Here is a 24,548-nt window from a genome sequence, read left to right as displayed (position 1 = left end):
CCCTTCATTCCGGACCTACCGAATCACCAACTCAGTTCCGTGCAAAGCCCTCCTTTGACCTTGCGCAGTGAGATCAACTGGGCCAGAAACCGCTGGTGGCGGGGAGATCGAAGAGATTTTGGCATTTAGGTGAACCGGTCAGGTAGAGACCGGCTCAGCGACTAATCCCCGTTTCGGATTATCCCATTTTGGGATATTCTGCCTTGAATCCAGCGATCAACATGCGAGGTTCGCGGCAGACATGAATCGATCAACGGGAACAGATAGGATTCAAAGCCCAACACTGCTCGACGAAGTCCCTTGGTCTGACCGTCTTACCGCCTACGACAGGGCGCACTTTACCACCTATATGAGGCTCCTGGACGCCTCAGCCGATGAGGCACCCCAAGAGGAAATGGCCCATCTGATCCTCGGCATTGATCCGGCACTTGAACCGGAGCGCGCCAGGAAGGCGCTTCGTAGTCATCTCGACCGTGCGAACTGGATGGTGACGAGCGGCTACAAGGAATTGTTCGCCAGCTGACAAATGCGCAGTGCTCGGTCATACAAGTAGGCAGTTCCTGTGGCAGCCAGTGGTCAGGCTGATCGGGACCTGCACCACAGACGCGCCGGCAAAATGGACTCGGTGGCGAGCACAATTCAGTTCCCAGGAAATCGGGGTTTTGGCAATTGTCCGAGCGTCTGACGTGATAGAAGGTTCCGCTCTGTCTGGATGGGTATTAGCCCGGAGCAGCACTCCATATCGTGCCGGCGCTCGACCCCGAAGGGTCCACCTCTTCGCTTTCAAGCCGGATAACCGATAGCCATCGCCCTAAGTCAACGGTTAGAGATTGCCGGCAGGCAGGTTTGCAAGCGGGCCATCCTCGGAAACTATATAACCGCACGACTAGCTCGTCAGCGACGAAACACCCGCTCGAGCACCGATAGACTAAGATCACCGGCGCGGACTGGAAGAATACGGCTGCATCGCCCTGACCGAGCCGGCGGAACAGAAGATCTCGGCATCCAGTCAACGCTCGATACAAAGCGCGCGATCGAATGGCCCGAGCACAAGGGGATCAAAAAGCTTCTCAGAGAATTGAGGACCCTTCGGACCCCAAAAGGGCTATAGCCTGATTTTGGGTTCGCACGCCTAGCTTCTTCTTGGCATTGTCCAAATGAAAAGCGATCGTGCGTGGCTTGATGCCCAAGATGCGGCCGGTCACCCAGGCTGAATTACCCCGCGCTGCCCACCGCAGGCACTCATATTCGCGGGATGTCAGCGAAATCCCATCCACTGTTCGATCGCTCGGCAGTTTGCGGCGAACGCAACGATGAAAGCAAGCCGCCATCAGCTGAAGAGCTTGTTCGTACCGCTCAGCGACCCGAAGAAATCCTGGACGAGGCTCATCGGCGGCAAAAGTAACCGCAGCGATGCGGCCGCGGAGATCGACAATTGGGATCGTCAAACCGCAGCAGATGCTGAATTGAGCCGCCTCATCGAATAGCTGCTGTTGAGCCGGCGACATTTTATCGCCTCCCAAATTCGATCCCCAGTGAAACGGGCAGCCGCCATTTCGAGCACGCAAGACCACAGGATCGAGTTTCTCATACTGATTTTCCAGATACTGTCTGGTCCAGCGGGGTGGATAGTTCGAAATTAGCCTCGGTTTGCCGGAAGGCCGTGCTGGCAAGGAGAGGTAGGCAAAGGAGATTAGGTCAAGTCGTCCGGCCGCCTCAGCCATGGCATCCCGGAAATCTGCCTCATCGATACTCTGTGACAGTCTTTCAAGGAATGTCTCGAAAACAAGTGGCATGTCCCTCGTCATCGTCGCGCTCGATTCTTCCTCTTTCTGCACGCCTTCCGGCTGCGTCGTGTATGTCCCGACAAACGCGATTGACTTCGCGGGCGTCGCTGGGCTGACCAGGCTCCAGAATACTGCCACACTTTCGATCTTCGCCGGTCATCCCAATCATGCTGGGCTCGCCCGATGGGCGTCTGGCAGACGCCTCTTGATCTTTCAACAGCTCAATCAGAGAATCTCCATGCATAAATCATGACCGCCCCTGCACCGTCCAAATCACTAGAAATCATCCTGCGCTGAGCAAAAGCCATCATTGACCCAGCTTTTGCAGGAATTTGGGTCGGCACGAGCATAACAATTCGGATAGCCGCTCATCCCCCATCCGGGGCGCCGTGATCCGGAAAGAAGTGTTGCGATGCTTTCTTTTCTTTGATAGGCAAATCGTCTCAACAATGTTAAAATGCCTTTTCCTTGTGAACGGGATGGCGTGTGAGTATCGTCCTTTTATATACCTGACGTGATAAAATTCACCGCAATGATTATTCTGCTCTTTGTGATGTGAAAAGGAAGATATCTTCGGCGTTGCCGCACTTTGGAACTGGCGGCCGTGGCCCGCTGCAATGATGTAAAGGGCGCGTCTAAGCTCAATCTGCATCGGAACGTGCAGATGACCTTTACCAGACCCTCGATTCCGCACGGGCCATAATGATTCTGATTACGTGGGTCAAAAAGGGCGCCCTGCCGGCGGGGAGGTACACCCGCAGGGCGCGCCGCACAGAGGTCCTGGTCGTTGGGCAACAGGACAGCGGCGGCAGAACTGATTCGGTTCGTGGCTGAAATAGTCCGGAGCATGCTCAAGATCAGATATCTGGAATTCAACAGTTTTGGGTCTGCTCGGCGCAGTAGCGCGCAGGGACATGCCTGCCTCCGGACTCACTCCTTCGCGATCGCAAAATCATACGGCACCCTCGGCCTTCAGCGCGCGATAGGTGGTATCGACCGACTTTACCGTCGCGTCGACAATGATGTCGATCTCTTTTCGGGTAATGATCAGGGGGGGTGCATAACCGAGGATGTCGCCATGCGGCATGGCCCGTCCGATGACACCATTCTCGAACAGAGCAGCTGCAGTGCGCACCCCGACCTGAAGGTCGGGTTCGAAGGGTATCCTTTGTTTTGGGTCCCGCATCATCTCTACGGCCGACAGAATACCCACTCCGCGAACTTCACCAACCATGGGATGTCCCGCCAGCTCGACCTTCATCCGATCTTGCCAATACGGTCCAACATCGCGGACATGCTCCAAAATATTTTTTTCTTTAAGGAGTCGAATATTGGCGAGCGCGGCTGCGGCACAAAGTGTGTGCCCCGAATAGGTCCAGCCGTGGCCGAGTGCGCCGTGCTTCTCAGTTCCTTGTTCCAAAACCGACCAGACACGGTCGCCAATGATTGACCCGGAGATGGGAAGGTAGGCGGAACTCAAACCCTTTGCGATGGTCACGAAATCCGGACGCATGTTATACAGGTGGGAACCGAACTTCTCCCCGGTTCGCGCGAAGCCGCAGACCACTTCATCGGCGATTAGAAGGATATCGTATTTGTCGAGCACCGCTTGAATGGACGTCCAGTACCCTGTGGGGGGCGGAACAATACCTCCTGTCCCAAGTACCGGCTCTCCGATAAAAGCTGCAACCGTTTCCGGTCCTTCGGCCAGGATCAAGGCTTCAAGCTCATCGGCACAGCGCCGGGAGAACGCTTCCTCGCTCTCCTCGACACGCGCCTGGCGGTAATAGTGCGGCGTGGTTGTATGGCGCACCAAATCCAGAGGCAGGTCGAAGAAATTGTGAAAGAAGGGAAGGCCAGTTAGGCTACCCGTGACCAATCCAGACCCGTGATAGCCGCGATTTCGCGAGATGATCTTTTTCTTTTCGGCCCGGCCAAGAATGTTATTATAGTACCAGACCAGCTTGATGTTGGTTTCGTTGGCATCAGAACCGGAGAGGCCGAAATAGACCCTTCGCATGTTCTGACCGAAATACTCGACCACGGCCTCTGCCAACAGGGCGACCGGCTCCGTACCTTGGCTGGCATAGACGTGCGCGAACGGCAATTCGTGTGCTTGCCTGGCAATGGCCTCGGCGATCTCCGTGCATCCATATCCCATGTTGACGCAGTAGAGCCCTCCGAAACCGTCGAGGCTCCTTCGGCCTTCGGTGTCCCAGATATAGACGCCTTCCGCACCGGCCATAATCCTATTTGGCGTTTCGCCTCGGCTGTGCTTGGCCAGATGCGTAGAAGGATGGAAGACGAAGCTTCTATCCTTCTCCCGGAGTTGCTCGGTTCCCAGATTGCTCAAGCGCATGTCCCTCTCCTCGCGATAAATTGGCGGAGGGCACTCGGCCAGCCACCTGTTTAGCAAATAGCATACCGGAAACGTCCCTCGAGTTTCTCGGGAATGCAGGTTATTCGCCGTGGAATTCGCGGGATCGGCCCGAATTGCCGTGAAAACTAAGGCGTCACCTTCGCCTTAGCCGAGGGAGCGTTGAATTGGATCTCACTGATTTTGCGACGTCGGGGCGCGTCCTGCAAACACGAACAGCTTACGACGCGCATGCGCCCAGCATAGTGCCCGATTAGCGGGCGATATTGAAGGATGAATAGCGCTCGGGATGCTGTTCCCGCCGGCCGCGCGAGGCACGATAGAGCGCCGCCGGCCATGTTCCGCCGAACTGCCGGTCATCCCTTACATTCTGACGGTCCGGATCGGTCTTGCCCTTCCCAAGGGTGGTAACGCAGGTGATCAGGGGCAAAGCACATTCGCCTCGATCAGCAGGCAGCGGGTTCCGTGCCGCGGCACAGGCTCCAACCTGGTTGGCCAGCGCTGAGAGGCTGAGGTCGTGCCCTCGCGCATATTGATCGCTTTGGCGGTGCGGCGGCTGGTGCTCGGCAGACTTCTCGAAGGAGCATAGCCAGAAGGTTCGGCCCGGCAAAGACGCGCGGCGAGAGCTCCTCGCCATCGACATCTTGATTCGCAGCCGACCAGCGCCGCCAAGTTCTATCGTCAGTGTGTTGCCTTTCTTGCGATCGCAAATTCGTGGTTGCTGCGCAGGGCGAGCCGAGCTGCGGCTCGCAGGAGGGGGCGAACCGACAGAATTGCGCGGCCTGACAAGCTGCCTCCATCAATGCTGGCCGATCGTGCAGTCTCGAAACGCTGGATCAAGCCTCAAACGTCGAACAGCCGCTCCTTTTCCTCTCGAAACCAGCGCCCCTCGCGCGACATGATCTTCGGTCTGACGATCTGACGATCTGACGCTTCGAGCGGGGCTCCTCTAATAGGTTGCACATGACCTGCAGCTTTCAGCCAAACTCAGCAAATCGGACGGCTCTTCTTATCATCGCTCGGCAAGCTCGGAACACGCTGGCGGACGCTGCTAAGGCTAGTCGCCGCCAGCAGATGGCGAGGATGTTTTGGCGGCTAAGTACTTTTAGGTGAGCGATTATAAGCCGAGATCCCGATAGGTGCTTTCGCCATAGCTCCTGGCGCCATCGCCACGCTGAGCGTTTGAAAGCCGATGAAATTCGCTCGGCCAATTGGCTAGCGCGTGCTTGATGGCCTTCATCTTGAACGGCACGTGCACAACACATTTGTCCCTGATGATAGGCGGACAGCTCGCATCTTGTTGTCGCGAGCCGTTAAGGTTTGCTGCGATTATCGGCAGACCTAGATCAAGGGCCAATTCCATTTCCCAGCGCACGAAGCGAAAAAGGTTTTTCGTTTTCTCACCGATCAGGACAAGTACCTGGCTCGATCCATTCATTCTGTTGCGAAGATTGCGTTTAACATAATCTTCGTCCTGTGCTCGGCTTGTCATATTGTCCAGATCGTGAGCGTTCGCGAATTCAAAACTCACATTCTCGCTGGCATTCCACCCTTTCATAAAGCGGTATGCCCAAGCGTCTTCATCGCCGTCAAATATTACATAGGTCGGATCGCTGTATGCCATTGTTGTCTCTTAGTTGTTTTGACGAGCAACCCACTGGGTGTGCTCCCGTGAGAAAGCCAGTTCGGCTTCGTTCACCGCGGCGGAGAATGCCTCATCCGAGTTGGCGTCCGTAATAAGGTCGGCAGTCAATCCGATCTCGTGAGCTGTCAACGTGTAAGCCGATGCCAATTCGTTAAATTTCTTGATCTGGGTCCACCCGATAAGCGAGGCGGCAATAACGATTAACGGCTCTGTCGGCCAGCCTGGCATCGCTGGGTCAGCGATACGTACTACGATGAACGAGAACCCCAGAGCGTAGGCAATGACACCAAGGCCCATCCAGATTTTTGCGGATCTCTTGTTCGAGCGCGCTTTCTTCTCGTACCACTTACGTTGATCGCAAATTCGTTTCTGCAGGTATAGCTCCTTTCTTTCTTTTAGCGGGGAGTCCCTTATCGACATCATCTGATCGGTTGTTTGGGGGGATGCTGAATCGGTGCCGCTCAACGCGCTGCCAAGGTGACGATTGCTATCAAGAATGTCTTCCATGAGCTTGCGAAAATCAGCTCTAGCGTCGGCCGCACGCGCGTCATCGAACGGCTGTGCTCGCATCGCAAAGCGCCAAGTCAATGTCTTTACTGACTCTGCCAAAGCTCTGGCTTGATACCAGACCTGCTCGGGCTTTGTGACCGAACGGAAAATGAGGATTCCCATTGAACAAAGAAACACGGCAGCATACACACCGAAATAGACCTTTGATAGCGACAAATCCAAAGAGAGAACCGACGCAAGAAAAAGAAGAACGTACTCTGTCCGGATCAGGCGGAGAAACGTCGCCTGCTGCTCGTTTGATGCCACGTCGGCGCTATTATAGAGTCCAGGATATTTCATTTTTGAAGCACACCAGTCTATTTTGTGGCGGTAAATTCTTTAAGCCAGGATTTGGCAAACGTGAGGTTAGCAGTCGAGCTTACAGAGCCTATTCTTGAGCGAGGCGCGGTCCCTCTGTTCATAAACAGGAATGCAGGTCCTGTCCCATCAATGTAAGGGTATAGGCCCAAAAATTCTTGCCCAGAGAATGTTTCCGAAGAATTTTTTGCCACGGGGAGAACTGCTACCGCGGTCCGAAACCCATCGAAAAAGCCAAGCTCCCAAGGCATCCATCTGGAACCTGGAGAATTGTTTGAATGAACATAGATTAGCGTCTTTGACTGCCTCATACGGGTCCGCAGCAACTCGGCAGTGGCCGAGGAGACCTTTGTGCGGTCCAGTTGTGAATCTTCGATCCAATCTACGTAAGCAGTGAACCCAAGCTCCTCAAAAATCCGCTTCACACCGAGAACGATCTCTGCGTCTTTGAAAGAATGTGACAGAAAAACGTCGAATGACGATCTGGCTGTAGCTGCGGCCATCTCTTCCTTTAGAACGATCGATGCGGCTCTATGTCCTCGACTGGCATTCGCAACTCTTTTCAGCTCTGCCTCGGTCAGTAGCACTATTCAAATCCCCCCATGATCTGTTCGCAATCTATGAACTTGACGCCCATTCGATTAAGCGAGCCTTGTCTTGTGAAAACTGGCACCATGCTCTCCAGCCGGTAGGCAACCTCTACCTTCTCGAAGACCACGTCGGCTGGCAGGAGTGACCGGCCTTGTCACCCACCTACGCGACCCCGGTACAGCGATGCTCCTCGCTTAGAAGGCTGCGGAGACCAGCAATGTCAAACAGGACAGACGATCTCCTAATCTCGATCAGCAACGAACTTACGACGTAAAAACGCGATGGAGCGATCTCCGAATGTCCGCAGGCGTCGAGGGCCGGGGTTGGTCGCCAAGGCCGAGCGGGCCAGCTTGCACTCCCGCTACCCGTCGGCTTGCCAAACCCTCGCTGTAGATTTCGCCCCCTACACGGATGCGCTGACCGCGACTAAGCTCAATCGCCACTGATCGCCAATCCAGGGCGAAAGCCCCCCCCCTTGAGGTAGCGGTAGAGGCATTTTTCGGCACTTCGCATCGTAGATATCGACGCCTCCTCCACCAGGCACGATCCGGTTTGGCTCTCGCCGCAACCGTGCTGGCCAAGTGCCCGATGGCTGCTTCGATCCGTCTCCTGGAATTGATCGGTTCCAGATTGCTCAAGCGCATCGTCCTTCCTCGCCATCAACTGGCGGATAGCGCTCGGCCACCTTTTTCCAGCAATTAGTATACCGCAAATGTCCCTTGAGTTTCGCCGGAATGGGTGCCTTTTGCCGACGAATCTACGGGATCCGTGCCAAACGCCGTTGAAACTTAAGCTTTCGGTTTTACCGTTGCCTCAGGGCGGACAAAGGTATCGGTGAATTGGACTTCACTGGTTTCGTGACGACAAGGCTATAGTATTGATCAATCCCCAAGCCTGCCTGCAGCAGTCCCTCCATGAAATCCTGATAGGCGGCCATAGAACGAGATGCGACCCGCATCAGATAATCCACGCGCCCCCCAATTGCCCAGCAGTCCAGGATTTCCGGAATCTCTTGGATAGCAGTTTCGAAGTGTCGTTGGTCCTCAAGACGATGACGATCCAGCACGACCTCCACCATCACAAAGATCATGCCGCCGATGAGGGCAGGACTCAGTCGCGCATAAAATCCCTCAATAATCCCTGCGGCCTTGAGTGCTCGGAGCCGCTCCGAACAGGCGGACGCCGAAAGATGAACTCGTTTTGCAAGCTCACTTTTTGAAATCCGACCGTCTGCCTGAATTTCGGAGAGGATCCGGAGGTCCCAACTGTCGAGTTGCACGGGATCGGGTTTCGACTTCATAACCTGTTGCTCTCAAGCAGCGATCGACAGCGCGCCGTGTGCCGATCAATTCTATTATCAATTGAAACGACCGAATGTAGTAGTGGAAGGCATCCGTTCCAGGCCCGAGATGTGCTAGAATGGGTACGAAAATCAGCTGAGGGAGAGCGATCCGCTGAGAAAAGCTGCAGAAGTAATTTGGCTATCGCCCCAACGCCTAACGGGGCAATGGTGCAGCTGGAGAGGATAGTCGGCGGCGGCGGAGACCATGATAAATAGATAACCGATTTTCTTGAATCTCGCTGCCGTACTTGATAGACGCGCGACTGCATTCGACCCTCGATCGCATGGACGGCATACTCAATGCAGTATTCACTTCGCACATTCAGCTATTAGGGTGAACTGAAGGCCTTGCTTGTCCGGCTCGCCGAGGCGCAGGGCACCGCAAATGCCGCTCGTCTTATGGCTTGCCCGATAATTTGGCGCTCGGGTCTGGCCGAAATCGCCCAACCGGAAAGACTCAAACACCGATGTTGCGTGCGATGCTGTCGGCCGCCATACGCTTACGCCACTCCAGAGGCCCGGAATTGTGAATGGAGTTTCCCTCAACATCGATAGCCATGATGACGGGCATGTCCTGCACATCGAATTCATAGATGGCTTCCATGCCCAGGTCTTCAAAGGCGACAATCCGCGCCGCCTTAATCGACTTTGAAATCAGGTACGCAGCGCCACCCACTGCAGCAAGGTATGGCGTTTTGTGTCTTACAATCGACGCGATGGCCGCCGGTCCCCTCTCCGCTTTGCCCACCATCGCGAAAAGGCCGGTTTCGGCGAGCACCTTGTCCGTAAAATCGTCCAAGCGGCTGGAGGTTGTTGGACCGGCGGGTCCAACGACTTCATTCCTCACTGCCCGGACGGGACCGACGTAGTAGATCACGCGTCCCCGCAGATCGACTGGGAGCGGCTTGCCGGCATCGATCAGTTCGACCATTCGTTTGTGGGCAGCGTCACGGCCCGTCAGCATCTTTCCAGACAGCAGGAGCGTTTCACCGCAGCGCCACGATGCCGTCTCTTCCTTCGTCAGCGTATCTAAATTGACCCGCCGGACGCCGGCTGGGTTCAATTCGTCGGCTCCGATGTCGGGCCATGCGCGCAAATCGGGCGGCTGGAGGCTGATGGGTCCAGAGCCGTCCAAAGTAAACTTCAGGTGCCGGTTGGCGGCGCATTGCGGGATGAGCGCCACAGGCTTGGACGCAGCATGAGTAGGATAGGTCGCAACCTTGACGTCAACGACTGTCGTCAGACCACCAAGGCCTTGGGCGCCGATACCAAGAGCGTTGATCCGCTCATAAAGCTCAATCCGCAGCCCCTCCTCTGCGCTCGACGCCCCCCTTGCGATCAGTTCCGCCATATCGATGGGCTCGTTCATGGCCTCCTTGGCCAGCAGCATCGCCTTTTCAGCGCTACCACCGATGCCGACAGAGATCAGTCCAGGTGGACACCACCCGCTGCCAAGGGTCGAAACGGTATTGACCACCCAGTCGGAAACGGACGCGCTGGGATTGAGGGTGGTAAAACGTGCCTTGTTCTCCGACCCGCCGCCTTTTGCGGCGATGGTGATCTCAATCTGGTTACCTTGCACCAGGTCGACATGGACAACTGCCGGCGTGTTGTCGCGGGTGTTGACCCGTCTAGCGAGGGGATCCGCAACGATCGATGCCCGAAGGGGATTGTCCCGATCAAGATAGGCTTGACGTACGCCCTCATTCACAAGATCAGCGAAACTGGCCGTTGACTTAATACGGGCATCCATGCCGACCTTTGCGAAGACAACCACAAGTCCGGTGTCCTGACAAATCGGGCGCCGCCCAAAGGCCGCCATGCGGGAGTTCAGCAGAATCTGACCTATGGCATTCTTCGCCGACGGGCTCTGTTCTCGCGTGTATGCGTGAGAAAGAGAACGGATATAATCTGGAGGATGATAGTACGAGATGTACTGGAGGGCGTCGGCGACGCTCCTTGTGATGTCGCTACCGGCGATGGTCCGTGTTCTGTTTCCCACCGAATTTATCCAAACGAACCGAGGCCATTGACCATTTTCAGAATCTGGAAGCTTCGCACCCCCTGCTCGCCGCCTTCATATCCATAGCCGCTTTGCTTGACTCCTCCATAAGGGGCATCAGCGGAAACCCCTTTCAGGTAATTCACACTAACAGCGCCCGCAGAAAGACCGCTCACAAGCCTCTGTTGCGTATCGGCCGCGCCAGTAAACAAGTAGGCGGCCAGACCGTACTCCGTGGCGTTGGCTTCATCGATCGCCTCTTCGATCGTATCGAAAGGAGCCACAGTGAGTATCGGTCCGAACGGCTCTTCATGAAGCACTCTAGCTTCCTTCGGTACGCCCGTTAAAATGGTTGGAGGCCAGTAAAACCCCGGTCGGTCAAGGGGGGTGCCACCGGTCTCGATGCGGGCGCCGCCTTCTACCGCATCCTTGGTCAGGCGCTTCATGGCCTCTATTCGACGCGCGTTTGCCATTGGCCCCATTTGCGTTGCAGGGTCATCCGGTGGTCCGATCCTGATTTTTCGGACCGCCTCCGTCATCCGGAACAGGAATTCCTCATAGCGGGATCGGGCGACAAGAATCCTGCTGGGCGCATTACAACTCTGGCCCGCGCACTCGAATTTGTATTCCGAAATAGCCGGTATAGCCGTTGCCAGGTCGGCATCTTCGCACACGATAACTGGGGAATGTCCACCGAGTTCAAGAATGCAACGCTGCAAATTGTTCGCGGCGAGCGTTGCTAGCTGTTTTCCAACAGCAGTTGACCCCGTAAACGTCAAGACTTTCACTATTGGCGAACTGAGCAGATGCCGCGATATATGCACAGGCACACCAAACACCAGGTTGACCACTCCTTCCGGTATCCCTGCTTGGCGCAACGATTCCACGATATGAACAGCCACGCTTGGCGTCTCTTCGGCCCCTTTGAGGATCACCGGGCAGCCTGCCGCCAGCGCGGGGGCGAGCTTGCGGGCGATGAGAACGGCCGGATAGTTCCAGGGCGTAAAGGCAGCGACGACACCGAGCGGCTCCGGGACGATCATCCTGTTCGGGCCTAACGGAATCGGGACCGATAGCTCATCAGCATGCCGGCCGTTCCATTCCAGCGTTTCGACCGCGCGCGCGTATTCTCCTGTCGCTTCGGCAATCGTCTTTCCCTGTTCGGACGACAGGTCCCTGGCTGCGGCGCCAGCTTTCTCTGCCAGAATGCTGGCGGCAGAGACGAGGATCTCGCCACGCTCTTTGGCGGGTCGTGAGGACCACGCCTTGCGGCTGCGTTCTGCCGAAGTAAGAACTTCATCCAAGTCTGACACCGTAGCCGAGGCCACTGAGGCAAATACCTTCTCCGTCGCCGGGTTGATCACCGGCAATGTTGCTCTGCTGCCACCGGCTCGCCATTTGCCGTTAATGAAGAGCTCGTAGCTCTTGGCGTCGGACATCGCGGGCTCCACTTGTGTGAATATTTTTTGCCATACGAGCACCGTTGGGTGTCGAAACGGCTGAACTCGCTGGGCCAGTTTGGTCGCGATGGTCACGGCAGGTCAAATATCGTTTAATGCGGAAATCCATCTGGAATCCAGATTGATCTGGATCGCAAAAAACGTGTCCTGTTTATAGATCGACGGCTGTCAAGTCGCTTCAGGCGCCACCGCTGCCCAGCTCCGGATTTCAATCAATTCTCTCGCGACCTTCGGAATGAGCTTGCGGACTGCGGACACGGCGGCGGAACGCTCATCTTTCGGGTTTACAGCAAGCACAACGGAGCGGGTAATCACCGGATCCACGATCTTGACCGTACGGACCAGACCCTGAGAGGCTTCTTTCTGAACCGCAGACGCGGCGAGAATAGAATGCGCTTTCCCCTCTACGACCATGTTGATGATCGTTGAAAGCGAGTCCACTTCAAACCTGACGTCCAGCGCGCAACCGTGCTGTGCGACGACGTCAGCCACCGAACGCCTGACATTGTTGTTGCGCATGGGAACCGCCAGGGGGAATGCATGCAGGTCGGCCAGAGATATCGCATCTTCGAAAGGCGGCTCACCGGACGGTACCACCAGACAAAGGTTTTCGCGCGCTATCACCGTCATTCGGCCCACGCTATCCGCAGTGCGGTAGAGTACCGCCAGATTGAAGCGTCCAGCAGCCATCCACTCCTCCAGCGGTCCCGTCATACCCTCGACCATCTTGAGGGAAACCTTGGGCAGTTCGTTTCTCACCGCCTCAAGCAGCGGACCGCTCAGGACGCGAGCAGCTCCAGACGGAATGCCAATCGTCACCTCCCCGGCGGGGGAAGCAGCTGTGTTGGTCAATTCCACCTCGGTAAGTCGAATTTCTTTAAGAATCGCCCGAGCGCGATCGAGCAGTTTGGCTCCTGACGCCGTCACGCTCACACCGGTCCTGTCGCGTATCAGCAGTTGAGTGCCGAAGGCTTCCTCCAGTTGACGCACATGCAGGCTCAGCGCACTCTGGGCAACATTAAGGAAGCCAGCGGCCTTCGTGAAACTGCCTGCTTCGACCACACCGACGAAGTATCTTAACTGCCTGATTTCCACGAGTACCCATCCGAGAGCGGACTGCAATTGGTTTAATCTATCTCGAAATGCGATGGCGCGACAGCAATAATTGTGCCGAGTTGCATAACGCCTAGCCGTAGGGTCGCTCCAGTTTGGTAACCAACCGCTGAGGCCTCAGACGCCCAACCCGGCGCCCGGATCCGTGGCGATGATATCTCGGGCCCTTTGGATAACCGGTGGATCGACCATCCTTCCGTCCAGGGCGAACGCGCCTATGCCCTGCGCCGTCGCATCTTTCTCCGCCGCGAGGACACGACGGGCCCATTCGAGTTCCTGTGGGCTTGGCGAAAAAGCCTCATTGAATATGGCAACCTGGTTTGGATGGATCGCCAAAGCTCCGGCAAAGCCGAGCCGCCGTGCACGCTCCGCAGCCTCACGAAGTTTGTGAGTGTCAGAGAACGCGCCAATGCTTCCTATGAAGCCCAGCGGGAGCAACCCGGCCGCACGGGCGGCAAAAAGAACAGAAAGGTTTGGCGTCAAGAGAAGATCAAGTTCTGGGGCGCCGCCAACAGCGGCACTGAAGTCTTCAGGGCCAAGGGCCATTGCGACCATCCTGGGATGTGACGAGGCAATGGCCGATAGCTTTTGCAAGGCACCTGGGGTCTCGATTTGGGCAAGAAACCGGATACGTCCCAACGGAAGATTTCTTTCTCGTTCGAGTTCCGATACCGCATTCGCGATCTCTGCTACCCACGCTGCCGAATCCACTTTCGGAAGAACAAGTGCATCAACGCCCGCCATCACCGCTGCGTCGAGATCGGCCGCCAAGGCTCGCAACCCGCGATTCACGCGAACTAAAACAGAAGCGCCCCTGCGGCCCACCTTTGCCACGGATGCACCAAGCTGGCGCCGTGACTCACCTTTTTGATCCTGGGGAACGGAGTCCTCTAGGTCGAGTATGATGCCATCTGCCCCGCGCTCATGAGCCGCCTCCACAAAACGCGGAACATGAGAAGGAACGAAGAGCAGAGATCTCCAGCGGGGAATGGACATCGGGCTTTCAACGGCCGGACCGGCGTCGTTCATGAAGTCGCCTCTGCGGTCGATTCTAGCGCGGGCGTCAGTGAGCTTTCTGGGCGGCCGTGGGACTGGAAAGGGTTGGGTCGCGACCGCGCCCCCTTCCCGACAAGGCGCGCGCTCACGCTGACGCAGCTCGTTCGCGCAAACGTCCCAGAACCTCCTCGCGGACAGCCTCGGTATGAGCTCCAAGAGCCGGAACGGGGCGCAGCAAAGGGCGCTCAGAGTTGAAGATCGCCGCCGGCGCTATCGCCTCGATGGTTCCTTCGGGTGTTCCGACCTGCACCTTGCGAATGTGTGGGTGCTTTGAAACATCCACGACTTCGTTCAGTCGGCCATATGCCAACCCGGCCGCCTCAAGCTCCTGCATTGCTTCGTGGCATAACAGTTCGGAAAACCGCTGTTCGATGATCTCATCAAGTTGCGCACGGTGACCGAGGCGCTCCATATTATCGGCGAAACCAGGTGTGCGTATAAGCCCCGGCTGCTTCAGGAACTTCTCGCAGAAATTCACCCATTCACGGTCATTCTGAACCGAAAAGATGACCTCTTTGCCGTCGGCACAGCGATAGGCGCCATACGGCGCGAGCGACGGGTGTTTCACGCCCGCGCGCACCGTGTGATAGCCGCTGTAGTCGTTTTGAAGAACCGGCACGTTCATCCAGTCGGCGACGGCATCGAACAGTGACACCTGAATGCTGGTCCCGTCGCCGGTGACCTCGCGGTGATACAGCGCCTGAAGAATGGCACTGTGCGCTGTCATGCCTGCCGAGATGTCGCAAACCGACACACCCACACGGGCGGGTCCCTGTTGCGTCCCGGTGATCGCACACAGACCAGTTTCGGCCTGGACGATGAGATCATAAGCCTTCAAGTGGGAATACGGCCCCTGCTCCCCGAAACCAGAGATATCGCAGGTGATCAGCCGCGGAAAACGTCGACGCAGATCCGCAGACCCGAAACCCAATTTTTCGATACTGCCCGGCTTTAGATTTTGGATCAAAACGTCGGCACCGGCAATGAGCGTGTCCAGAACGGCGCGGTCCGCCTCAGATCTCAAGTCCAGACAGACCGACTCCTTACCCCGGTTGAGCCAGACGAAGTAAGCGCTCTGACCCCGCACCAACTTGTCGTAATTTCTGGCAAAATCCCCTTCGGGCCTCTCGATCTTGATCACCCGGGCGCCGGCATCAGCAAGGCGAGACGAAGCGTAAGGCGCAGCAACCGCCTGCTCCACGGCAACGACGGTGATCCCCTCAAGAGACTTCTGCATGCGACACCGTGTTTTCATCCAACGTTTTCGTTTTGAATTCGACGACGGTTCAGCATAGCCAGCAACCGATTTTGTTCGTTCCCAACTATTGAGAATGCCTCGTCGACACCCATTCCAGGCTTCGCAAGCATCATATCGGCCTGAGTCGCTACAGAGACGTGGACTGAAGCCTGTGCGGAGAGATCCGTTTCGGTACAACTTCCTCCGACATACGCCCCAACCTTATTCGCCTTGCAGAGGAGAACAGCGCGCGCGGAATCGGCGATCGAGCCGACGTCTGGCGTTTTAATTTGAACCAGATGCGCGGCCTTCGCTTCGGCAAAGAGCCGAATATCCTCAAGCGTATTGCATCTCTCATCCACGACGATACGTGCGCTGGAACCCCTATTGTCCAAAATCGATACGATTTTGGCGTAGTTCTCAATTTGAGCTTGTGTCGAACCAAAATCCGCCGGGGACTCGATGTTGAGCAAGAAATCCGGGACGGTATCTGCAACCTTGCAGATAAAATCGGCAATGCTTTGCGGCTCCAGGCCGATTTCCTGCCCGATCCAGCCATACACATCGAAATGCAGCACCGGATGATATCCCGGGCGGCCGATTTGGCGCGTACGCGTTGCAACCCACTTCACGAACTCCATGAAGGGCTGCCCGTCCATGCCGAATTTCTGCCATGAGTTGATCAGACCGTGGGGAAGCACATCCACGGCTTTCAGAATCATCTTGTCGACGTTGATTTCCCGAGCATCACCGCTCTGGCAGTAGATAGGGACCCTCCGCGTTGGCAGCGGTAGGTTAAATGCACTGCATACGATCTCCGCCATCGTCGTACGTTGAAGGTGGGCTGCTGCGCGTAGGAGCGCCTGGCTGACCCCATACTCAATAGCGAGAGATAACCGCTTGTGTCCGAAGGGCTCGAAAACCTTGGCGCAGGCATCAAGGTAACGAGACACATCGACATCGAGAAGCCGAGGCACCACAACCCGCGAAGTCAAATCCAAGATTTGAGCAGTTTCAAACAAGGGATCGCGTCCACCGGCACCAGAATACTGAACGCTCATCATATCGCCCCAAACGACAGTGTCGTCGGCAAGGACAAGCCCGACACTCAGCGAAGATGCCGGAACGCGAATGGATTCGAAGTTGGGCGTGACGGGTTCGCCCACATAGACAAAACCGTCCTGCGAGGCACCGGCTCTTATGGCTGCCTGATCGTCGTAGAAAAACGCGCCGTTTCCTGGCGCGAGGAGCACGTCTTTGATCTGCACTTCAGTTCGCTCGATTTCTGTCGGACGGCGTTGACGGACGGATGAAGTTCGGTCCGCTACCCGCCAATTATGTGCCACTTGACGTTGGGGTCGGCCAATATAATATTCCGGACAGTGCTATCGCGTTTTGAGATGGCTGGTGCGAGGCGCTGGCGACGTGGGAGCGGAACTTGGCGGCGCTGTATTCGCCGAGGGGGCGGCCTTCGATCCGGCCGGAAAGCTGCTGCGAGCGATGCTGCTGCAGGCGTTCTAGTCTAGTCGATTCGATCGGAGCGGCTTTTGATTGAGCGGCTGGAATACGACTTTCTGTTCCGCTGGTTCGTCGGTATCGGCGTCGATGACGCGGGCTGGGACCATTCGGTGTTCTCGAAGAACCGCGAGTGATTGCTGGAAGGTGACATCGCGGCGAAGTTCTTAGGCGCGGAGCTGGCGCAGCTCAGGTGAAGAAGCTTCTGTCTTCGGACCATTTTCTCGTTCGACGGCACATTGATCGAGGCGTGGGCGACGATGAAGAGCGTCAAACCGAAGGACGGCTCGGGCGGGCCGCCGGCTGAAGGCGCCGGGCGCAACGCGGAAGCGGACTTCCATGGCCACAAGCGCTCAGCGCCGGTCGCCTTCTGAAGGCAATACTTGCTCACAAATCCAGCAAGCCTGAGGCTGTATTCAACCCGCCGCTTTCGCTCGCCGCTCGTGGCGGCATCCGGTCCGAAGAGCAGCACGGGCGCGAATGCATGCAATTCCTTTCACGCGTCTGAAGTCGAATGCGTCGCCAAGCGCTGTGCGTCAGCGCTCTATGGGTTCGCCGGCAAGGCGCTCTTATAGCCGAGATATCGCGCCGATCTCGCTTGGGTGCGATCAACCTACTAGGAGTGGTAGGTGCGGTGCAAATGGAGACACTGTAACACTACCACCAGCGAACAGGAGACAGCAGTATGCAAGCCATAACGATCAAGACGAGCCCGCAGCCTCTGGTCGTGATGCCCGATCAAAGGATATACCAGAATTTGGAAGTGCTTGCAAAGCGCCGGGTTGGCGCGCTTCTTCTGAGAAATTAGCCTCGATCATCGATTCCCGCACGGCTTAGCGCAGGCGGAGATTTGTCGTACAACATCGGAAGAGCGTCACTGATCAAGAATGTTTGACCGCTACCCGATTCCCGGAGTGACGTTCGGTAAGACGCTCGAGAGCTGCCGACACTGCGGTAACAGAATTACACGCTGGATCGATCGATAACAATGCCAGAAATGCTTTGGTGCCACAGTTGAATAGCTTTGCATCGAAAAAGGAGAATGCCACTATGACTAAAATTAACTTGGTCAATAATTTCATTCCACGTACCGATGTCGTTCAATGCACAGCGCGCATCGGCGCTGAAATTAGGAACATCAAGCTGTCGGCCGATTTGCCGGACCAGACTATCGCTGCGATAAACGGCCTGATGCTTGAGCACAAAGTCGTCTTCTTCCGCGACCAGGGTCATTTCGACGACGCCGAGCAGCAGCGCTTTGCTCTTCGTTTCGGGAAGCCTTCGCCATATCCGGAGGGAAAGACGCCGATCTTCGAGATTAATTCAGCAGACGGAGATCTCCAAGCTGACATTTGGCACATCGATTGGTCCTGCATGGATGCCTATCCCAAGATTTCGGTGCTGCGAGGTGTTGTGATCCCACCAGTCGGCGGCGACACGGTGTGGTCAAACACGGCGGCCGCATATCTCGATTTGCCGCTGCCGCTGCAACGGCTTGCCGACGACCTCTGGGCTGTTCACAGCTGGCCCGGAGCTCATAATAGGCGTTATGTCCAGCCGCTTACCGGACCGAGGATCGAGACCGAGCATCCAGTCGTTCGCGTCCACCCCGAAACCGGCGAACGCACGCTGGTGCTCGGCTCTTATGTAGAACGTTTCGTTGGCGTCTCGAAATATGACAGCCAGAGGCTATTCGATCTATTTGAGTCTCATATCACCGCGCAGGAAAACACTGTGCGCTGGAAGTGGAAGCAGGGTGATGTTGCTATCTGGGACAACCGAGCCACGATGCATTGTGCGACCGCGGATTACGGCGACCAGCACCGCGTCGTTTGTCGCGCGACCATCGAGGGCGAGGTGCCCGTCAGTGTTGACGGCCGGTACAGCGTTGCGCGTTTCAAGTTTGTCGGGCGAAATGAGAAGCCGACCCCTCACGAAGTTGAACTGACCCCTCGTGTCAAATGAGGGAAGATCGACGACCGATATCTCAGTGCATCCTGCATCGTCGCGACGGATGCAGGCCACCTCGTCAGCCTGAAGCATCTAACCTGAAACATTTACAGGGGTTGGCGGATGTGGTGTGCAAGCCGCTGAAATGACTAGGATTTTGGTTGCTTACTCCGATCCGAATCATTCCGTTGACCACACCCACCATGGATGATCTTACGCTGCCGCTGAGCGGATTGTCATCTGTCGGCGGCAAGTCCGTCGTCGCCGTTTTGACGGCGGCATGTGGCTGACCGTCTGGCGCTGCATCGACGATCCGCGCTGCCAAAACCAGGTCATCCACAGCCTGGCCGATATGATTGGCTTCCGCATGAAGATCGCCGCCGGTTATGAGGATGGCAACGACGCCAACGGGCTGCGCTCCGGCCGGCCAAGCGGCCGAGTGGGGCAGAAATCCGCCCCCACCTGCAACGCCTGGTGCGGGCGATCCGAAGCAATTGGCCGAACACCCGGATCCTGATCCGAGCCGACAGCCATTACTGCAGTCCGCCGGTCATCGACTGGTGCCGCGCCAACGCTGTCGACTTCATTCTCGGCGTGGCGCCCACCACGACCTTGCGCAAGCGGTCGCGGAGCTGGAAACAGTGCGCTGGCGCGTTTTGAAGCGTCGGCGAAGACGGACAAGGTCCGCAGGTCAAGGAATTCTTCGACGGCGCCGGCAGCTGGAGCCGTGTAGAGCGCATCATCGCCCGGATCGAGGTCGGCGCCCAAGGTGCAGACACCGCTTCATCGTCACCACCTTGCCGGTGGCAAAGCCAAGGCGCTCTACGAGGATGTCTACTGCCGGAGCGGCGTTGCCGAGAACCACATCAAGTCGTGGAAGACGCATCTCGCCGCCGACCGCACCTCCTGCACAAGAGGGACGGCCAACCAGTTCCGGTTGTTCCTGCATTCCGGCGCCTACTGGCTGATGTGGGGGTCTGCGCGCCGCAATGCCGAAACGCTCGAGCTTCGCAGTCGCCCAATTCGACAGCCGCGACTGCGCCTCATCAAGGTCGCCGCGCGCGTGGTCGAGATGAAAACCCAAATCCGCCTGCACCTGCTGACATCCTGCCCGGACCAGCGCATCCTACGCATCGTCCTCGCCGCATTCCGCGGCTCGTGACGTAGCCGACGGGGCGCCAACGCCCCGAACCGAACCCGCTGACCTCAACCCGCAAACCCGCTTTCCATCACGACGGATCACCGCCGGCACCAACCAGCTTGTCAAAAAGAACCGAAACGGCGACCAGATCACCACCTCAGGCCGCCAGACGTTCAGCGCTGTGCATAAACCGGCTAGACGGTAGATCCGGTCCAGTAGATCGCGGCAGATCAGCCAAATTGGCGTTGTCGTCCTCAACGAAACAGGCGCGCACGCAATGTGTTGACCAACTCAGTGCGCTGTTTGACCAGCTGTTCTCGAGTGCGAAACATTATGGACCGAGACTGCTGCTCCTCCGGTTTTCGGTTCGACGAAGCGTATCGTTGGCCGTTGCGCTGCCTCGACGATCGCCTCCGCATCCGCTGCGTCGTTCTTCTGCCGCTTGATGAACGCCTTGACTACCGAGGTGCAATCAGCTTCGGCTGATGGCCAAGCCGGACCGTCTCGCGAGCCCAATAATGGGAGCCGGCGCATGCCTCCATCGCCACGATACATGCGGCTGACCCGCCATGAATTTGCAAAACTGCAAGCGCGACAGCTTCTTGGGAACACGACTGATCAGCCGTGCAGTTGAAAGACTTCTTTGCCAGATTGACCCCGTGATGGTAACCTTTTCCGTGGATGCCTGCCTCTCCGGTGATGCCGGACGGCTATTCCAATCTGGAGCCGGATAGGTACTCCAAACCCGCCGTGCTTGGCGTGGTAATGGTGTGCCGTGGCGGACGACCCCATCATCTGGTGATTTTTGCATAAACTTAACGCACGCAACTCGCTGCTGCGATTTGCCGATGTGCCACGCCACGGCGGTCTAACCGGGCCCCCGACTCTGTCATGTTTGTCGGATTCGGCACAAAGGCCTATTTAGCCATTCTCTTGTGTCGCTTCAGGCCAAACCACTGAAAAGCAACAACAAACGTCTTCTTTCGCTCGATCGCCCGGCTGGCATGAATTTTGAAACGTTCATTGATGTGTTAACCGACGCCATGCTTGCACATCAAGTGAGAAGTTCTCCCCAGAAAGATTGCGCTCGCGCGAAGGAGACAATATTATGCAGAATATACTGAAGCGATTAACCGCCAAGATACAGCAAACCGATGAAGACAAACAGCCTTCCGACAAGTGCCGTCTGGAAAATCCGTTTGATCCTGACCTTTTTGGCGAGATATTGCCGCGCCTTCCCGGAGACGACCTCTCTCGGTCTAGCGGTCACCCTGATGCGATGGTTCCAGACGGGGGTAGGCTGACAGGAAAAACCACCCGGCGGCGCAAACCGGAGGATCGTCTGCTCCCGAGCAACATGCTTGATACCCACCATAGGACGAACATAAAAGTTCACGACATCCCCACGATTCTAGACGAGTTTGGGGACTCCGTAAAGGTGCTCTCGCTTGACTGTTTCGATACGTTGCTATGGCGCAAGACGGCGACACCTACAGACGTTTTCGCCGTGCTCGCAGATAATCCCGTTGCGCGAAGGTTAGGGATAGCTCCTCACCAACGCGTTAGCGCTGCTGCGCGTGCCTATCGAGCGAAGCCATTAGAGAACGGATCCAGGGAGACCTCTCTCGGTGATATTTATCGGCTTTTTACATCGCTTTCTGGTGAGGAACGGGAGCTATTGGCCGAGGCGGAAATCCGAACCGAAATGGATGTTTGCTTTGCATTCTTACCTTATGTCGAACTGATCAGGCTGGCGCACGCCCGTGGTATCAAAATTATCATCGTGAGCGATACGTATTTGCGCGAAGACGAGTTAAGGCGCCTCTTGGCTCGCCATTTGCCTGCGGACGTCATGCAGTCAATTAACAAGATCTACTGCTCTGTCGATTATGGGACCTCGAAGAGCAATGCCCTTTTTCAGATCGTAATCAAGGAGTGTGGCGTGCCTGCATCGCAACTACTCCACATCGGAGATAATGATGTAGCGGATGCGCAAGCGCCGCGGAAATTGGGCGTACGTGCGCTGCACTTCCTGCCGTTTGATCATGAGGTCTCAGATTTCTTGCGCCTACAGCACGCGGCATCGTCGTTAATAGTACTCGATCAGGCAGCGCCGGAAGCAGTTGTTCTGCCATGCTACAGTCCGTTTCGACCAATTTTTGCTGTAGCAAACCTGCAGCCGTATGCGCCTGAGACGATTATCGGCTACATGTCGTTTGGTCCGGTGCTATACGCGTACGCCCGTTTTCTTATTGACGAGGTGGCGGCACTACAACAGCAGGGCAAGCGAGTAAAAGTCTTCTTTCTGTTGCGTGACGCTTATCTTCTTTCAGCTGCGTGTGAGGCCTATGCGCGCAAGCCCGTCGGCAAATTGGTACGAGTCCGCAAATTTCTTGCTATTGCGGCCTCTTTCAAAACCCGCGCCGATGTCGATTATTACATCAGCGGGATCGACCCCGAACTAGTTGACGATTTTTACGCCACTGCAAAACAGCTTTTGCTTCCGCCTGAAGTGATTGAAATATTAATAAGAATCGCCCATCAATCTGCCGATCCGCGAACGGCATTCCATCAGTTGCTGCGCGACGACGATGTGTTAGAGTTGATATTCAAGAAGTCGTCTGGTTTGCGCAAACGCATAATGCGGTATATATCAAAGGAACTTGAGGTCGAGGAAGGTGATACCATTGTTTTGGCGGACATAGCCTATTACGGCAGAACTCAGGAATATTTAACTCGGACATTCGCAGAAGAATTCAAAGTCGAAATACTTGGGCGCTATTTGGTAGCTTCCGACGAACCTTACCGCCCGGCGAACGGAAAGGCACTTATTACAACGTATTGTTGGGGTTATGATTTATTTGAGCAATGTTGCATCCTCAAGGAAGGAATGGTTGTAGACTATGATTTGGACGGCGAACCAGTTCTCGATCAGATCAAACTTAGCGAGAGGCAGTACGAGAAGGTTGCCAAAGTTCAAGATGAATCCTTGCGGTTTATCAATGATGCGAGATCGTTTTTTGCGAAGTCTGGCCTGACGCACGAGCTTTCTATTTTGCAGCGGACCGCCCACGCAGCTCTATTTCGTCATGGCTACATGCCTATCGAAGCGGAGTTGGAATATTTCAAGGGCTTCCAGAACGACAAGTTTATGGGGCCAGACCGCACGAAGACGCTCTATGATCTAGACGGTGCTTGGAAGAATGTGAGGTGCCTGCCCTCACCTTATCGGCTGGGTCCATTTGAAACGCGCAGCTTGGGGCTTGACTTCGCATTCAGCGGTCTAGTGCAAAAAAGATTTCAACTTGATCTAAGGCCAGAAGATATGAACGTGCGATTTTCACCTCTGAAAGTCTCGATAGGAAGCATACGCGATTCCAAGGTCTTCTCGCTTAGAGCACACCAACTGCATGACGGATATTTCTCCATTATGTTGCCATATGAAAGCGGCACCACCGTGAAAATGCTCCTGGGCGAGCACTACGAATGGTTGCAGATCGCGGGTATACAACTTTTAAATAACGCAAGAAGAGTTTGTAGTAATGTGTCGAGCTCTCTCGATTTCGAAGAAATCGACCGGGAGGGAGAGATTTACCGGTGCCTGTCACAGGCAAGTGTCGCGACAATACCTCCCGTTGATTTGCAACAGTTCGAAACGCCTCATTACTATCATGTGATCTTTCGCCCCTTGGTTCTGAGGGCATCTGATCCGCCGCGGAGGCCAGGCGCCTCGCAATAAGGAGGAAAGATGGGGCCGCCGCGCAGCGGTGATTCGCTGGCTCCGAAGGGATTCGGAGGATCGCGGATGAAGCCCTGTCGGCGCCTGGGCTTCGATGAAAGTATCGACGCATCAAACGCCTGCTCTGATCCCCTGACACTGGACCCGGCTGGGGATGGAGCGGAGAGCGATGAAGACATCGAAGTTTTTGGCGCAGAAGGCGTTCATCATCAAGCAGGCGACGACGGCATGCCGGTTGCGGATATCTGCCGCAAAGCGGGGGATCAGTCAGGCGACCTAATTTCAACTGACGCAAGAAGTACTAGGGTCTGCTGCCTGATGAGATACGGCGGCTGCGGGCTCTTGAGGAAGAGAACAGCCGGTTGAAGTAGATCGTTGCGGACCTGACGCTTGACCGGGAAATGCCGCAGGACGTCATCTGCCGAAAGCTCCGAGGCCTGCCCGCAAGCGCAAGCTGGTCGACGGGATGTTGGCGGCATGGGGCGTATCGATCCGGAGGCCTTGCCAGGCTCTGAAGTTCGGCTTCATTGAGGCCTTCAACAGCAAGCTCAGGAGCGAATGTGTGTTTCGGCGTGGAGTAAGTTTTGTAAGCCGTTTGACAGAAAAATCTATAAATCGCATACTGGAGACCGCGCCCGGTTGTTTCCTGATGCGGGGGTGAGGAGTGGCGGCCTAGCAGGCCGTTGAAGAAGTGTCCCGTTTGGCCTTGAGGATTGCCTCGTCGCC

At 56.2% G+C, this 24,548-nt stretch carries 17 protein-coding genes and 4 pseudogenes; 8 read left to right on the top strand and 13 right to left on the bottom strand.

Annotated features, from left to right (window positions below):
* Positions 1 to 241: 241 nt before the first annotated feature.
* The gene (locus E5X34_RS31195) at positions 242 to 523 is read left to right on the top strand and encodes a DUF2285 domain-containing protein (protein ID WP_091597912.1); all 282 of its coding nucleotides are present in this window, start codon (positions 242 to 244) and stop codon (positions 521 to 523) included.
* A gap of 547 nt (positions 524 to 1,070) precedes the next feature.
* Here E5X34_RS31195 and E5X34_RS31190 read toward each other — a convergent pair.
* From E5X34_RS31190 to E5X34_RS31135, 12 genes and pseudogenes are all read right to left on the bottom strand, one after another.
* Positions 1,071 to 1,808, bottom strand: coding sequence for a LuxR family transcriptional regulator (locus E5X34_RS31190; protein ID WP_292113037.1), 738 nt, complete (start codon positions 1,806 to 1,808; stop codon positions 1,071 to 1,073).
* Between the two features lie 931 nt (positions 1,809 to 2,739).
* A complete protein-coding gene (locus E5X34_RS31185) occupies positions 2,740 to 4,146 on the bottom strand; it encodes an aminotransferase (RefSeq protein WP_292112880.1) in 1,407 nt (468 codons plus the stop codon).
* 222 nt (positions 4,147 to 4,368) lie between these two features.
* A pseudogene (locus E5X34_RS31180) lies at positions 4,369 to 4,790 on the bottom strand (transposase); the annotation flags it as partial.
* Between the two features lie 491 nt (positions 4,791 to 5,281).
* Positions 5,282 to 5,788, bottom strand: a complete 507-nt coding sequence (locus tag E5X34_RS31175) for a TIR domain-containing protein (RefSeq protein WP_126080675.1) — start codon at positions 5,786 to 5,788, stop codon at positions 5,282 to 5,284.
* A gap of 9 nt (positions 5,789 to 5,797) precedes the next feature.
* Positions 5,798 to 6,658, bottom strand: a complete 861-nt coding sequence (locus E5X34_RS31170; RefSeq protein WP_292112883.1) for a DUF4231 domain-containing protein — start codon at positions 6,656 to 6,658, stop codon at positions 5,798 to 5,800.
* A 1,411-nt stretch (positions 6,659 to 8,069) separates the two neighbouring features.
* Positions 8,070 to 8,567 (bottom strand): Lrp/AsnC family transcriptional regulator, encoded by a 498-nt coding sequence (locus E5X34_RS31165; RefSeq protein WP_287172783.1) that lies wholly within the window; start codon positions 8,565 to 8,567, stop codon positions 8,070 to 8,072.
* Between the two features lie 499 nt (positions 8,568 to 9,066).
* Positions 9,067 to 10,611, bottom strand: a complete 1,545-nt coding sequence (locus E5X34_RS31160; RefSeq protein WP_292112890.1) for a fumarate hydratase — start codon at positions 10,609 to 10,611, stop codon at positions 9,067 to 9,069.
* Between the two features lie 5 nt (positions 10,612 to 10,616).
* Positions 10,617 to 12,050, bottom strand: coding sequence for an NAD-dependent succinate-semialdehyde dehydrogenase (locus E5X34_RS31155; protein WP_292112893.1), 1,434 nt, complete (start codon positions 12,048 to 12,050; stop codon positions 10,617 to 10,619).
* Between the two features lie 189 nt (positions 12,051 to 12,239).
* A complete protein-coding gene (locus tag E5X34_RS31150; protein ID WP_292112896.1) occupies positions 12,240 to 13,166 on the bottom strand; it encodes a LysR family transcriptional regulator in 927 nt (308 codons plus the stop codon).
* A gap of 135 nt (positions 13,167 to 13,301) precedes the next feature.
* Entirely contained in the window at positions 13,302 to 14,213 is a 912-nt protein-coding gene (locus E5X34_RS31145) for a CoA ester lyase (protein ID WP_292112899.1), read from the bottom strand.
* Between the two features lie 112 nt (positions 14,214 to 14,325).
* The gene (locus E5X34_RS31140) at positions 14,326 to 15,477 is read right to left on the bottom strand and encodes a CaiB/BaiF CoA-transferase family protein (RefSeq protein WP_287310924.1); all 1,152 of its coding nucleotides are present in this window, start codon (positions 15,475 to 15,477) and stop codon (positions 14,326 to 14,328) included.
* A gap of 14 nt (positions 15,478 to 15,491) precedes the next feature.
* The gene (locus E5X34_RS31135; protein WP_292112906.1) at positions 15,492 to 16,745 is read right to left on the bottom strand and encodes a methylaspartate ammonia-lyase; all 1,254 of its coding nucleotides are present in this window, start codon (positions 16,743 to 16,745) and stop codon (positions 15,492 to 15,494) included.
* 164 nt (positions 16,746 to 16,909) lie between these two features.
* Between E5X34_RS31135 and E5X34_RS31130 the strand changes: the two are divergent.
* From E5X34_RS31130 to E5X34_RS31110, 5 genes and pseudogenes are all read left to right on the top strand, one after another.
* A pseudogene (locus E5X34_RS31130) lies at positions 16,910 to 17,348 on the top strand (transposase); the annotation flags it as partial.
* Between the two features lie 694 nt (positions 17,349 to 18,042).
* Positions 18,043 to 18,957, top strand: a complete 915-nt coding sequence (locus E5X34_RS31125) for a TauD/TfdA family dioxygenase (protein ID WP_292112908.1) — start codon at positions 18,043 to 18,045, stop codon at positions 18,955 to 18,957.
* Positions 18,958 to 19,222: 265 nt separating this feature from the next.
* On the top strand, positions 19,223 to 19,459 hold the full coding sequence (locus E5X34_RS31120) for a hypothetical protein (protein ID WP_292112911.1): 237 nt from the start codon (positions 19,223 to 19,225) through the stop codon (positions 19,457 to 19,459).
* The gene (locus E5X34_RS31115) at positions 19,393 to 19,602 is read left to right on the top strand and encodes a transposase (RefSeq protein WP_363791896.1); all 210 of its coding nucleotides are present in this window, start codon (positions 19,393 to 19,395) and stop codon (positions 19,600 to 19,602) included. Before E5X34_RS31120 ends, E5X34_RS31115 begins: the two co-directional genes overlap by 67 nt.
* Before the next feature lie 109 nt (positions 19,603 to 19,711).
* Positions 19,712 to 20,104, top strand: coding sequence for a transposase (locus E5X34_RS31110; RefSeq protein WP_292112914.1), 393 nt, complete (start codon positions 19,712 to 19,714; stop codon positions 20,102 to 20,104).
* A 251-nt stretch (positions 20,105 to 20,355) separates the two neighbouring features.
* Here E5X34_RS31110 and E5X34_RS31105 read toward each other — a convergent pair.
* Positions 20,356 to 20,640 (bottom strand): annotated as a pseudogene (locus E5X34_RS31105) (transposase); the annotation flags it as partial.
* Positions 20,641 to 21,191: 551 nt separating this feature from the next.
* Here E5X34_RS31105 and E5X34_RS31100 point away from each other — a divergent pair.
* Both E5X34_RS31100 and E5X34_RS31095 read left to right on the top strand, forming a co-directional pair.
* Positions 21,192 to 23,822 (top strand): HAD family hydrolase, encoded by a 2,631-nt coding sequence (locus E5X34_RS31100; protein WP_292572903.1) that lies wholly within the window; start codon positions 21,192 to 21,194, stop codon positions 23,820 to 23,822.
* 169 nt (positions 23,823 to 23,991) lie between these two features.
* Positions 23,992 to 24,342, top strand: a pseudogene (locus E5X34_RS31095) (transposase); the annotation flags it as partial.
* Between the last annotated feature and the right edge of the window lie 206 nt (positions 24,343 to 24,548).

The sequence above is a fragment of the Mesorhizobium sp. genome (assembly GCF_004963255.1).
Classification (GTDB): domain Bacteria; phylum Pseudomonadota; class Alphaproteobacteria; order Rhizobiales; family Rhizobiaceae; genus Mesorhizobium.
Note: the sequence above shows the minus strand (reverse complement) of the source record. Positions and strands in the feature narration are given on the sequence as shown.